The 13,401-nt window shown below is 42.1% G+C and carries 13 protein-coding genes; 2 read left to right on the forward strand and 11 right to left on the reverse strand.

Annotated features, from left to right (window positions below):
- Nucleotides 1–69 precede the first annotated feature (69 nt).
- From WKU26_RS06960 to WKU26_RS06970, 3 genes are read right to left on the reverse strand one after another with little or no spacing between them, the layout of a single operon-like run.
- Nucleotides 70–519, reverse strand: coding sequence for a DUF4293 domain-containing protein (locus WKU26_RS06960; protein ID WP_340321407.1), 450 nt, complete (start codon nucleotides 517–519; stop codon nucleotides 70–72).
- 22 nt (nucleotides 520–541) lie between these two features.
- Nucleotides 542–877 carry a DNA-directed RNA polymerase subunit omega gene (locus WKU26_RS06965; RefSeq protein ID WP_340321408.1) on the reverse strand — a complete coding sequence of 112 codons (336 nt, stop codon included), beginning with the start codon at nucleotides 875–877 and terminating at the stop codon, nucleotides 542–544.
- 25 nt (nucleotides 878–902) lie between these two features.
- Nucleotides 903–1,736, reverse strand: coding sequence for an outer membrane protein assembly factor BamD (locus WKU26_RS06970; protein WP_269878242.1), 834 nt, complete (start codon nucleotides 1,734–1,736; stop codon nucleotides 903–905).
- 348 nt (nucleotides 1,737–2,084) lie between these two features.
- Here WKU26_RS06970 and uvrB point away from each other — a divergent pair, with 348 nt between their 5' ends.
- Nucleotides 2,085–4,112, forward strand: coding sequence for an excinuclease ABC subunit UvrB (uvrB, locus tag WKU26_RS06975; protein ID WP_340321409.1), 2,028 nt, complete (start codon nucleotides 2,085–2,087; stop codon nucleotides 4,110–4,112).
- Between the two features lie 21 nt (nucleotides 4,113–4,133).
- Nucleotides 4,134–4,685 (forward strand): sugar O-acetyltransferase, encoded by a 552-nt coding sequence (locus WKU26_RS06980; protein ID WP_340321410.1) that lies wholly within the window; start codon nucleotides 4,134–4,136, stop codon nucleotides 4,683–4,685.
- A gap of 288 nt (nucleotides 4,686–4,973) precedes the next feature.
- Here the strand turns inward: WKU26_RS06980 and nqrF are convergent, their stop codons facing one another.
- From nqrF to WKU26_RS07020, 8 genes are all read right to left on the reverse strand, one after another.
- Nucleotides 4,974–6,242, reverse strand: a complete 1,269-nt coding sequence (gene nqrF / locus WKU26_RS06985; protein ID WP_340321411.1) for an NADH:ubiquinone reductase (Na(+)-transporting) subunit F — start codon at nucleotides 6,240–6,242, stop codon at nucleotides 4,974–4,976.
- A 19-nt stretch (nucleotides 6,243–6,261) separates the two neighbouring features.
- Nucleotides 6,262–6,885, reverse strand: a complete 624-nt coding sequence (nqrE, locus tag WKU26_RS06990) for an NADH:ubiquinone reductase (Na(+)-transporting) subunit E (protein WP_340321412.1) — start codon at nucleotides 6,883–6,885, stop codon at nucleotides 6,262–6,264.
- An 18-nt stretch (nucleotides 6,886–6,903) separates the two neighbouring features.
- Nucleotides 6,904–7,542 carry an NADH:ubiquinone reductase (Na(+)-transporting) subunit D gene (locus WKU26_RS06995; RefSeq protein WP_340321413.1) on the reverse strand — a complete coding sequence of 213 codons (639 nt, stop codon included), beginning with the start codon at nucleotides 7,540–7,542 and terminating at the stop codon, nucleotides 6,904–6,906.
- 19 nt (nucleotides 7,543–7,561) lie between these two features.
- Complete coding sequence (locus tag WKU26_RS07000) at nucleotides 7,562–8,242, reverse strand: Na(+)-translocating NADH-quinone reductase subunit C (protein ID WP_340321414.1); 681 nt, start codon at nucleotides 8,240–8,242, stop codon at nucleotides 7,562–7,564.
- A 14-nt stretch (nucleotides 8,243–8,256) separates the two neighbouring features.
- Nucleotides 8,257–9,420, reverse strand: coding sequence for an NADH:ubiquinone reductase (Na(+)-transporting) subunit B (locus WKU26_RS07005; RefSeq protein ID WP_340321415.1), 1,164 nt, complete (start codon nucleotides 9,418–9,420; stop codon nucleotides 8,257–8,259).
- 71 nt (nucleotides 9,421–9,491) lie between these two features.
- Nucleotides 9,492–10,841: a Na(+)-translocating NADH-quinone reductase subunit A gene (locus WKU26_RS07010; protein ID WP_340321416.1), complete on the reverse strand. Its 1,350-nt coding sequence runs from the start codon at nucleotides 10,839–10,841 to the stop codon at nucleotides 9,492–9,494.
- A 317-nt stretch (nucleotides 10,842–11,158) separates the two neighbouring features.
- A complete protein-coding gene (locus WKU26_RS07015) occupies nucleotides 11,159–11,950 on the reverse strand; it encodes a glycoside hydrolase family 16 protein (RefSeq protein ID WP_340321417.1) in 792 nt (263 codons plus the stop codon).
- An 11-nt stretch (nucleotides 11,951–11,961) separates the two neighbouring features.
- A complete protein-coding gene (locus WKU26_RS07020) occupies nucleotides 11,962–13,335 on the reverse strand; it encodes a C1 family peptidase (RefSeq protein ID WP_340321418.1) in 1,374 nt (457 codons plus the stop codon).
- Nucleotides 13,336–13,401: the final 66 nt, after the last annotated feature.

Raw genomic sequence — 13,401 nt, forward strand, 5'->3', positions numbered from 1 at the left:
GCTTGGCTGAGGAAAGCAACCGCTTCACAAAGCCAAGCTTGATTTTTTATATTATAAATAAGTTCTCTATTAACGAAGTCTTTCGTACGCCTTTACCAGCATCTCATCCTTACCAATAGCACGTATTGCCAACCAATTCAATACAATAGCGACTAAAGGCAAACAAAGTGTCCACGACGGAGCAAAACTATTCTCCCCTTTCAGCATCAGCACAAAAGTTGCCAGTGTAGCATAATAGCCGACCAGCAGAATAATGCTGAACAAAGTCAGACGAATCTGCAACATACGCTTTCTATACAAGAAAATTGTTCCTAAAGCTACAAATCCTACCACCAGCAAAATTACAAACATAGCCCAAGGAGCATAATCGGCAGTACCGTCAGCGGCTACCAAAGCCAAATTGGTAAACTCTGTAACCGTATAGTCGGCAGCAATCAGATTACCAACCGGGAAAGACATCATAACTACCATCAGGATAGCTACGATCAGCAAATAAACTGTTTGAATACGCTGTATCATAATCGTAAACCGTATTCTATCTTTACTGCAGTTTTTCTTTCTCTTTCGCAGGGTTTCTATAATATACCTTTCCTTCGATATACTCCTGAGTAGCAATCAAAGTCGGCTTCGGAAGTTTTTCGTAATAACGAGAAATTTCAATCTGCTCTCTGTTTTCAAATACTTCTTCCAAGTTATCATTGTAAGACGCAAACTCCTGCAATTTCTTTGAAAGGTCGTTTTTCATTTCCACTGCAATCTGATTTGAACGTTTACCGATGATTGCCACTGTTTCGTATACATTACCAGTATCTTCGCACAACTCCATCATGTTACGAGTAACAGTATTTGTCGGAGCGTTTGTTTTTTTGTAATCCATAATTTCTTATTTAATTATAAACTGATTAATTTTCGTCATTCACATATTTGCTGGCATCTTTAAAGATAGCCTCTACTTCTTTCATATACTTGCTATCAGGAAACTCATTTTTGAATGCATAATATTCGTCAATGGTTTCACGCATACGCTCAGCCTTCTTTTCCAAGACACTTTCCTTTGCCATATCATATTTGGCACGGAGAATCAGAATAGACAAATCCTCACGTCTCTGAGTGTACGGATATTCACGAAGAATATTCTGAGCAGTCACAACAGCAGCCAGATAGTTATTACCCGTACTACTGTATACGGTATTTCCGGTATAAGACCCCAAATCGTAATACAACTTGGCAGAAAGATATTCCTTTTCTACCAGCTTATCCTGCAGTTCAAATATCATATTCTGGGCTATATCACGACGATTGCTAGTCGGGAAATATTCCAAAAACATCTGCAACTCATCGATGGCCTTGTATGTACTACTCTGATCCAATCGAGGTTCCGGAGTATCCAGATAAAGAGCCTTGCCGCTATGGAAACGGGCCAATTCGGTATAGGTACCGCGAGGATAAGTCGTATAATAGGTATTAAAATAGTGAGAAGCTGTTACAAAATCTCCCTGATTATAATAAGTCATAGCCAACATATACAAAGACTCCTCTCCGTTGGATGTACCTTTCATAATAGGTATCAACTCTTCAAGAATAGTTGCCGCTCTCGAGTTTTGTCCTTTCGCAAAATAAGCTTTTGCAGCTTCATATTTATATTCGTAGTCTGTGCTTTTCAGCACTTTATTATACTCTCCGCACGAAGATAAAACTCCGGCAGAAAGGAGACCTATAACGATGTACTTTTTCATGCTAATAAATATAGTTGTGCAAAATTACGTCTTTCCACCGAATAATACAATACAGCAACACGGTTTTTATATTAAAGCTTGTTTAAATTTCAGCGAAACGGGTTCAAACTCCGTAAGTTTGCCGACAGAAAGAGCTACTTCCACCCATAGTTCCAACGGAAAGGCCAGTTTCTGTTTCCTCTTTCCTCCTTGGGATAAAAAGCTGCAAAAAGCAACATTCCACAAAAGGAAATTAAAGAAACTGCAGAGAGAATTTCTTTTACTTTTGACCCCGTCTGTCGGATGAACAAAAATAATTGTGTATTTTTACACGATATATTACAAATCAACTAATCTTGTCCGTATTTTATGAATTTCGAACTTGTATCAGACTATCAGCCGATGGGCGACCAGCCGGAAGCCATTGCACAACTGACTGAAGGGGTGAAAGCCGGCACACCGGCACAGACCTTATTGGGGGTAACCGGTTCGGGAAAGACATTTACCATAGCCAACGTAATCAAGAATATCAACAAGCCTACACTGATCTTGAGTCATAACAAGACATTGGCAGCCCAACTATATGGAGAATTCAAGAATTTCTTCCCCAATAATGCCGTAGAATACTATGTGTCTTATTACGATTACTATCAGCCGGAAGCATATATCCCGTCTACCGATACGTATATTGAAAAAGACCTTGCCATCAACGACGAAATAGACAAGCTGCGTCTGGCTGCTACCTCGGCCCTGCTGTCGGGAAGAAAGGATGTCATTGTAGTATCATCGGTATCCTGTATATACGGTATGGGAAACCCGTCTGATTTCTATAACAATGTCATCGAAGTAAAGAAAGGAAAACTGATAGACCGCAACGTATTTTTAAGACGGCTGGTAGACAGTCTTTATGTAAGAAATGACATCGAGCTGAACCGAGGAAACTTCCGGGTTAAAGGCGATACTGTGGATATTTACCTGGCATATACCGACAATCTGCTTCGAGTTATTTTCTGGGATGACGAAATAGATGCCATCGAAGAAGTCGACCCCATTTCCGGACATCGGTTGGGCAGTTTCGACGAATACAAAATCTATCCGGCCAATCTGTTTATGACAACCAAGGAAAGTACCTTACGTGCCATCCATCAGATAGAAGACGACTTGACCAAACAGGTAGCCTATTTTGAAGAAATAGGAAAGCCTTATGAGGCAAAACGTATTTACGAACGCGTGACGTACGACATGGAAATGCTCCGCGAACTGGGACATTGTTCGGGTATAGAGAACTATTCGCGTTACTTCGACGGAAGAGAAGCCGGCACACGGCCTTACTGTCTGCTGGATTTCTTCCCGGAAGATTTCCTCATCGTAATCGATGAAAGCCATGTCAGCGTACCGCAAATACGGGCTATGTATGGTGGCGACCGTGCCCGGAAGACTAATCTGGTGGAATACGGATTCCGTCTGCCTGCCGCCATGGACAACCGTCCGCTTAAGTTTGAGGAATTTCAGGAAATGGCCAAACAGGTGATTTACGTCAGTGCTACTCCTGCCGACTACGAATTAATACAAAGTGAAGGTATTGTGGTGGAACAGGTCATTCGTCCTACCGGCTTGCTGGATCCGGTCATCGAAGTACGCCCCAGTATGAATCAGGTAGACGACCTGATGGAAGAAATACAGCAGCGCATCGAAGCAGAAGAGCGTGTACTTGTCACTACTCTGACCAAACGTATGGCAGAAGAACTGAGCGACTATCTGCTGCGCCACGATATCCGTTGTGCATATATACACAGCGATGTCGAGACTTTGGAGCGTGTAAAAATCATGGATGACCTGAGAGCGGGAGTATATGATGTGCTGATTGGAGTAAACCTGCTGCGTGAAGGACTGGACCTGCCCGAAGTGTCGCTGGTTGCGATTCTGGATGCCGACAAGGAAGGCTTCCTTCGCTCCCACCGTTCACTGACACAGACAGCCGGACGTGCAGCACGTAATGTCAACGGTAAAGTGATTATGTATGCCGATAAAATTACAGACAGTATGAAGCAAACCATCGACGAGACCAACCGCCGACGGGAAAAGCAGCTGGCTTACAACGAAGCGCATGGCATTACTCCCAAGCAGATTAAACGTGCACGAAACAATGCGCTTTCCAATCTGCAACCGGCTTCTTCGGAAACTCCAAAAGCTCCCAAAGCTTATTCCGATGCTCCGGAAACCATCACCGCAGCAGCAGACCCTATTGTTCAATATATGTCGAAAGAGCAACTGCAGAAGAGTATAGAACGTACCCGAAAGTTGATGCAGGAAGCAGCCAAGAAACTGGACTTCATCGAAGCTGCACAATATCGCGACGAATTGCTCCGTATGGAAGAAATGCTGAAAGAGAAATAACACATAAACTCAATACGCACCATGAACGAACTGGAAAAAATGAGGAATGGTCTGCTTGCCGACTTTACTGCTCCCGATATACAGGAAAGCTTCCGGCACTGCAAAACTTTATTGGCAAAATTCCGTATGCTCTCCATGTATGATGACGAGTATAGAACAATTCTGGAAGAACTGATACCGGGAATACCGAAAAGTACTGTCATTATGCCTCCTTTTCATTGCGACCACGGCAATGGGATACGTTTGGGAGAGCATGTATTCATCAATGCCAATTGTACCTTTCTGGATGGTGCCTTCATTACTATCGGGGCGCATACACTGATAGGTCCCAACGTACAGATATACACACCTCATCATCCTCTGAACTACCTGGAACGCCGTGAAGGGAAAGAATACTCCTACCCAGTCAGTATAGGCAGTGACTGCTGGATAGGAGGTGGAAGTATAATTCTTCCCGGCATTACTATCGGAGACCGTACCGTCATTGGGGCAGGCAGTGTAGTGACCAAAGATATCCCGTCGGATTGTGTGGCAGTGGGAAATCCGGCTGTAGTCAAGAAAAGATTGCTTTAAGATAGCAAGAATGGAAAGAGAGTGATGTGTGCCGAATAATTTAATCGACGACGTCGTACGGAAAATCAACGGCGCCAACTGTACAGCCAACGGCGCCGATTCTCCGTACGACGTCGTCGTTTTAAACCAACAAACAATATCACAGCATGATATTACTATAAAAAGTACCATTCCCTGCTGGTAATTCAAACCAGAGTAATCGCAGTCACTTAGTCTGATATAAAAAAAGAAAGAGAGCGTTTCAGAATCTGAAACGCTCTCTTTTCTTTATCTCGATTGAGTGAAAAATTATCCACCAAAGTTATCGTACATGATAGAAGATTCTTCAACGCCCAAGCTATCCAACATGCTAACCACAGCTTTTGACATCGGACCAGGACCACACATGTAGTATTCGATGTCTTCTGGAGCTTCGTGATCTTTCAAGTAAGTGTTCAACATTACCTGATGAACGAATCCGGCAGTGTATTTTACACCAGCTGCATCTGCTGCAGGATCCGGACGGTCCAGAGCCAAGTGGAAGTGGAAGTTCGGGAAGTCTTTTTCCAAAGCAAGGAAGTCTTCCAGATAGAATACTTCGTTCAATGCACGAGCACCGTAGAAGTAGTGCAATTCGCGGTCTGTAGTATGCAATGTACGAGTCATATGCATAATCTGTGCACGAAGCGGAGCCATACCGGCACCACCACCGACCCAAATCATTTCTTTCTTAGAATCGAAGATTGGGTGGAAGTCTCCGTAAGGACCACTCATCAACACCTTGTCACCCGGTTTCAGAGTAAAGATGTAAGAAGAAGCAATACCCGGATTTACATCCATGAAACCACTGCGGTCTGCTTTGAACGGAGGAGTAGCAATACGTACAGTCAACATGAACACGTCACCTTCTGCAGGATAGTTAGCCATAGAGTAAGCACGGATAGTTTCTTCCGGGTTCTTACATTTCAAGCCAAACAAACCGAATTTTTCCCAAGCTGGCAAATATTCGTCACCGATAAGGCTCTTATCGATGTCCTTGTTGTAATCCATTTCAAATTTAGGAATCTTAATCTGAGCATAAGAACCTGGGATAAAGTCCATGTGAGCACCTTTAGGCAACTGCACTTTGAACTCTTTGATAAAAGTAGCCACGTTCTTGTTTGAGATAACGGTACATTCGTACTCTTTTACACCCATTACAGATTCTGGCACCTTGATAGCCATATCACCTTTTACTTTTACCTGACATCCCAGACGCCAGTGGTCTTTCTGCTGTTTACGGCTGAAGTGGCTTACTTCTGAAGGAAGAATTTCACCACCACCTTCTACAACCTGACATTTACACTGTCCGCAAGAACCCTTACCACCACAAGCAGAAGGCAAGAATACATTGTTTACAGCCAATGTGTTCAACAGAGTAGAACCAGATTCTACTTCCAGCTGGTTCTCACCATTGACAGTCAATTTCACCTTACCCGATGCAACCAAGAATTTCTTGGCAACCAACAGGATAACGACCAGCACAAGAATAGTCACAAGGAATACTCCAATGCTTGCTAAAATAAAATTCATATCCATTGTTTTATTCCTTTCTTTATTAGATGTTCAAACCAGAGAAACACATAAATGCCATTGCCATCAGACCTACAGTGATAAATGTGATACCCAATCCTTTCAACGGAGCAGGAACGTCAGAGTAAGTCATCTTTTCACGGATAGCAGCCAAACCAACGATAGCCAGCAACCAGCCGATACCAGAACCCAAAGCATAAGAAACAGCATCAGCTACACCACCGATAAATTTAGGATCGGAAGCACCCAAGCCAATACGCTGCTGCATAAACAATGAAGCACCCATGATGGCACAGTTTACAGCAATCAAAGGAAGGAAAATACCCAATGATGCATACAGAGAAGGACTGAAACGTTCTACAATCATTTCAACCAACTGTACGATAGCCGCAATTACGGCAATGAAAAGAATAAAGCTCAAGAAGCTCAAGTCGATGCCCAGAATACCATCTGCAGCAAGTACTTTTGTCTGGAGCAAATAGTTTACCGGCAATGTTACTACCAATACGAATGTAACGGCAATACCCAGACCGAAAGCTGTTTTCACATTCTTTGATACGGCAAGGTATGAACACATACCGAGGAAGAATGCGAAAATCATATTGTCCACAAAGATAGAGCGGACGAATAAACTTATTAAGTGTTCCATAATTATTTCCTTATTTTATTATTCTTTTTCCTGCAATTCTTTGTGTTTTGCACGCTGATACCAAATAATGCAAGCAACGATAATCAACGCCATAGGAGGCATCAACATCAAACCGTTGTTTACATAGCCGGCATTCTTAATTGCATCGTAATTCAAAATATTGAAACCAAGCAGAGTACCCGAACCAAGGAGTTCGCGGATGAATGCTACCATAATCAGAATCTTAGCATATCCCAAACCGTTTCCGATACCGTCCAGACAAGACTCCCACGGACCGTTTGACATCGCAAAAGCTTCCAAACGTCCCATCAGGATACAGTTTGTAATAATCAAACCTACGTATACAGACAACTGAACGCTTACATCGTATGCAAATGCTTTCAACAATTCACTTACAATTGTTACCAATGCAGCTACTACTACCAACTGCACGATGATACGAATACGGTTAGGAATAGTTTTACGGATCAATGAAATTACTACATTGGAAAATGCTGTAATGATTGTTACTGAAAGACCCATTACAATAGCCGGCTCCAACTTAGAAGTTACGGCCAATGCAGAACAGATACCCAATACCTGAACGGTAACCGGGTTATTCATACCCAACGGAGTAGAAAATACTTCTTTGTTTTTAGCTGAAAATAAACTTCCCATATGATTATCTCCTCCTTTTTTATTCTTTAGTAGTTAAAAATTTGGTATACTGTCCCATACAATCTTTCAACATTTTGTCTACTGCAACTGATGTGATTGTACCTCCAGAAATACCGTCTACCTGGAATTCCGGTTTTTCAACCTTACCGTTCTTTACAACACCCAGACCGATTGCTTCACCATCCAATACATTCTTTTCTTTGAACTCATTCTGAAAGTGTTCACCTGCAATTTCTGCACCCAATCCCGGAGTTTCAGAAGCATGAGAGAAGTAAACACCGTATACGGTATTCTTATCTTCATTCAATGCAACATATCCCCAGATAGCGCCCCACAATCCGGCACCGTATACAGGAATTACATATTTAGTCTGACCTTCGATTTCGCAAACAAACAAATGAGAACGTCCGTTTTCCTTGAAGTCTTTTTCATAAGCAGTTACAAAAGTTCCTTCATACGGAGTAAGTGTACCGTCTGCTGCTACCAGCATATCAGATTTTACAATTTTAGCAAATTCAGCCTCAGCATCCTGAACATTCTTAATTCCTAATGAAGAAAGAATCTGCTTTTTAGTATCCAGCTCTACGTTCTTTCCCTGAATATCGCGCAGAGAAGAGTTAACGAAAGCCAGCAAGAATGCTACGATAACAACCATTACCGAAGCATAAATGATAGTATAAGAGTTACTATTAGTATTCATTGTATATTCGGTTTTTACTTGTTAGACATAGCACGTTTTGCACGACGGGAAATATTGTTCTGAACCACTACATAGTCGATCAGCGGAGCAAAGATGTTCATCAGCAGGATAGCCAACATCATACCTTCTGGATAACCTGGGTTCAATACACGGATAATGATTGCCATAGCACCAATCAGGAAACCATATACAAACTTACCGTTTTCTGTACGTGAAGAAGTAACAGGGTCTGTTGCCATAAATACAGCACCAAAGCAGAAGCCACCCAAGCACAAGTGTTCGTACCAAGGCATCTGAGCGATTGAAGTATCAGGACCGATTGTATTGAAAATCCATCCCATTACGGCACCACCTACAAATACAGACAACATAGTCTTCCAACTTGCCACGCCTGTCCACAAAAGGATTACTGCACCGATTGCAATAGCGATTACACTGGTTTCACCGATAGAACCCGGAATCAAACCTGTTACCATGTCCCAAGAGAATGCAGGGCATTCTGCAACTTTAGCCACACCAAGAGGAGTCGCAGCAGTCAAACCGTCTACAGTCTGTCCCATACCGAAGATGCTGTTACCAGATACCCATACAGCATCACCAGACATCTTAGTAGGATAAGCAAAGAACAAGAATGCACGAGTAATCAATGCAGGGTTAAAGATGTTCATACCTGTACCACCGAATACTTCCTTAGCAAATACTACAGAGAAAGCAGTAGCTACGGCCAACATCCACAACGGACAGTCTACCGGAACAATCATCGGAATCAACATACCAGAAACCAGGAATCCTTCCTGAATTTCTTCTTTTTTCCACTGAGCTACGATAAACTCAATACCCAAACCTACTACATAAGATACAACGATTTTGGGCAATACAGCCAAGAAACCGTAGATGAATTTCTCCATAAAGCTACCTTCCATACCTGTAGCAAGGTAGTGCTGATAGCCTACGTTAAACATACCGAACAGCAATGCCGGTATCAATGCAATAACCACGATTGACATGATACGCTTACTATCAATCGCATCGTGGATATGCGTACCTGTCTTCGATGTTGTATTCGGAACGAACAAGAATGTTTCAAAACCGTCGAATACAGAACGAAGAGCATGGTATTTGCCTCCCTCTTCAAAGTTCGGCTTTATCTTGTCGAGATAATTTCTTAATGCTTTCATTTAGTTTTATTCTTTAAATTAGTTGACAAGGGAAAAGATTGATATTTTCCACTCCTTGTTACCTTTATTTATTAACACATTTCACGACGGAGCATATCCAGTCCCTCACGAACGATACGCTGTAATTCCATCTTTGAAGAGCAAACAAATTCGCAAAGAGCGAAATCTTCCGGTGCAACTTCGTAGATACCCAACTGTTCCATGCGGTCAATGTCGCCAGCAATGATAGCCTTAATCAAATACTCAGGCATGATATCCATCGGGAGTACCTTGTCGTATTCATTCGCCATAATCATATGACGTTCTCCACCTTTCACACGTGCATCGAGAGTATATTCTTTCTTACCCATCAACCAGCTGAAGTAAGAATGACTCATACTGAACTGATTGAAACGAGGCATAATCCATCCCAACATTTCGTGCACATCATTTCCTTCCGGAATTACAGTTACCTGGCTATGGAAAGCGCCCAAGAAGCCGTTTGCTGGAATCTGCTTACCAGTCAACGGGTTACCGCTGATACAGCGCAACTCTTTGTCTTTGTTTACATTGTCAGCCAACACATCTGTCAGCAAAGCACCGACTTTCAGCTTGCAATAAGCAGGTTTCTTTACTTCTGAACCAGTAATAGCTACGGTACGAGTCAAATCCACACGTCCTGTATTGAACAAGCGACCAATAAAGATAACTGCTTGAGGATCGATAGTCCATACTGTTTCACCTTTATTAATAGGTGCAATGTGGTTAATTTGCACGCCCACATTTCCAGCCGGATGAGGACCGTCAAACGCTGTAACAGTCACATTCTTTGCCTGAGTCAAAGCAGATGACTTCTGATTCACACTCACATTTAAATAAGTCTTGGCCATTTTAGCCAAAGCATCAAGTCCTGTCTGGAAATTAGCTTCTTCACCTTTCAAAGCCACTTCGAAATCGGGAGCCAGCGGATTACTATCGAATGCAGATACGAAAATTGCATTCGGTGCAATAGTAGGATCAGCTACTACATCATACGGACGCTGTTTGATAAATGCAAACATACCGGCATTCAGCAATGCTTCCTTCACTGCAGCACCATCCAACTGAGCTACATTTTTCTTGCCAAACTCTTCGAAATCCTGTTCAGCAGCAGCTTCAACTGTAATGCTTAACACTTTACGGCGGGCACCACGCTCCACACATGTCACTACGCCACTTACAGGCGATACAAATTTCACTTCAGGATGATTCTTGTCAATAAACAAGGGTCCTCCGGCCATTACATATTCCTGTTCTTTTACTACAACCTTCGGTGTAACACCTGTAAAATCATCGGGACACAAAGCATAGAATCCCGGCTCTTTTACAGCCATAACCTCAGCAGCAGCTTTGCCTTTCAGGTTTATGTCCAAGCCTTTACGCAATTTAATTACATTTGCCATATTGGGTTATAAAAATGGTTTACTAATTTGCGTGCAAAATTAAAGAAAAAATAAGTAAATAAAGAACAATTCTGCTTCGAATTAGAGAAATATTTCTTTAAAATAAAGAAGTCTTACAGATTTATCCACAAAGAGATACCGGGCACCTCAAAACAACACCCAAACAAACAGCCTCCCCATCACAATGAGAAAAACGACCGTCACAGCAGAATGGTATCAATATCCGATAAAGATATAAAAATACAACAATCACCATCTAATTTCCAGCAACAAAAAAAAGGCTGCAAGGACATTCCCTTACAGCCTTCAAGCATTTGTTATTTCTCTTTCTGGTAATAACGTACCCAATCAATCTGCATTTCCACAGGAAGATCAAGAGTATCAACCTTTCCTACCCAGTTTCCTCCCAGCTGCATATCAATAAGCAGATAATAAGGACGATCGAACGGGAATTGCCCTTCTTTATCCGTCTCAATGCGAGGATAAGTCAGCGTATGTTTGTCATTGATAAAAAACACTACACTATCCGGATACATTTCCACCGCATATACATTATAATCATTCGGATTGATTGAAGCAGTTGTTCCCCGTTTCGGATTATCCAATATCCCTAAATGTTGGGTATAAACCGAATGCACAGTCTGATAAGCAATTGAATCATAGTTCAACCGCTCCATGATATCAATCTCACCCCCTGTCGGCCATACATATTTCTCTTCCTCAAAAGGCTTCAGCCAAATAGCAGGCCATGCTCCTGTACATCCTTCCAACTTTGCCTTCACCTCAATGCGGCCCCCATAAAATGCCCGCTTGTATTTGGTATACAATCCTCCTGTAATATAAGCAAGTGTATCCTTGGTTCTGTCGGGATTCATAATACCTTTCAGCACCAGATTGCCATTACGCATTTCATAACATGCCTCATTATCGGACATATGCTGTGCCCATTCCGGATGCCATCGGGGAATCTTTGACCATGTAGCTGTATCAAACGCTGTTCCTTCAAATTCATCCTCCCAAACAAGTCTCCAGCCATCTTTCCCCTTTTGAGAAGAGCAAGAGACCAGCGAGGTAAAAAACAACACTCCCAACAAGTAACTTAACTTCATAGCCGAAACTGTTATTCTTCAGAAGCAAACATCGGATCCCATGCCGGCAAGCGAACCGGTTTCTGTTTCAGGATATCCAATACTTTTTCCGGAACATATTTCTTTTCTACTACCAGACGGAACATATATTCATCAAACCATTCATCGGTCATAATCATATGCCCCTGATATCCAGAAGATGCTCCCCAACTATTTTCCACCATCCACTTTTTAGGCTTACCGTTTTCATCCAAATCGACAGCCATCAATGTCATAGCATGACTTGAGCCACTGGCAAAAGTCTGAACACGTTGTTTTTTATCCATGCCGAATGTAGTTCCCATCAACGATTCATAATCAAAATTGCGCAAATCAAGAACACCACGCTGGCGGTCCATGAATTTACCTACGTCACACGAAAAATACATCATTGTACTGTCTTTAATAGAAGCAATCGCCATCGCCTTGATATCCTCTACCGGTAAATTTACATAAGTCCAGTTCTTTCCATCGTATGCATGGCGGTCGAAATCTATTTCATAACACTTATAATACTCACGGCTTGGGTCATTCATCAGCATCACATAGTTATTGGTCAAATCATTACCCAAGAATTCCTTGTAGAATGATTGCGGCGTATATTCTTTTGTCACTCCATTAATAGTCCAAGAAAAGCGTTCAACCGGCTCACCAAAAGCCAAAGCCAACATCCGATATACTGTACCCAACATTTCTGTTTTTTTAGCTTCGAGTGCAGATGGTTTTGCGCCTTTAGATGCTTCCTCACGAAGTTGCAGACCAAACTCTTTCAACTTCAATCCTACCAGCCGGCTAATCTGAGCTGTGTTTTCACTGCTATATGTTTCCGGCATCACTTCAGAAGGTACGACACCATACTTGCCAATAATATCAGAAATACCAGTAAACTGCCCTCCATCATTCAGTGGATTACGGAACAACCACTCTACCATTTTATCATCCAAAGGCTTCTTACTGGTATCGATAATACCTTGCAGAAACAAGTTGGCCTTTTCCAACTGATCGTAGAAGAAACAATAATTCTGAGAAAAAGTCAATTCATCAAGTCCGTATTTAGCCATCATCTGGGCACGAAGCACATTCAATCCGGTAAACAGCCAGCAACGTCCTGACTGCTTCTGGTTAGTAATGCCATGTGACACCACCTTATGAGAAAAATGAGTATCAAAATTAGCCAGACTTTCCTGATTACGCGCCAACACACTGATATCAGTACCAGCCATTGCATTATGAATAGCCTTATCGGCTGCCGTATGTTTATAAGCTCCTTTTATTTTCCCGAGCATCTCCTGAGTAATTCCCCCATCCTGTGCCTGTACAGCAAGTGCAGTAGCCAACAGACATGCCAATGTCATGTGTTTTTTCATCGATTTTTGTCTTTTATTTTATATTAATAATGTTTTCTGCGCCAAAAGTAGGAAAACTTCTCCGAT

The sequence above is a fragment of the Phocaeicola sp. HCN-40430 genome (genome assembly GCF_037890285.1).
In the GTDB taxonomy this organism is placed as follows: Bacteria; Bacteroidota; Bacteroidia; order Bacteroidales; family Bacteroidaceae; genus Phocaeicola; species Phocaeicola acetigenes.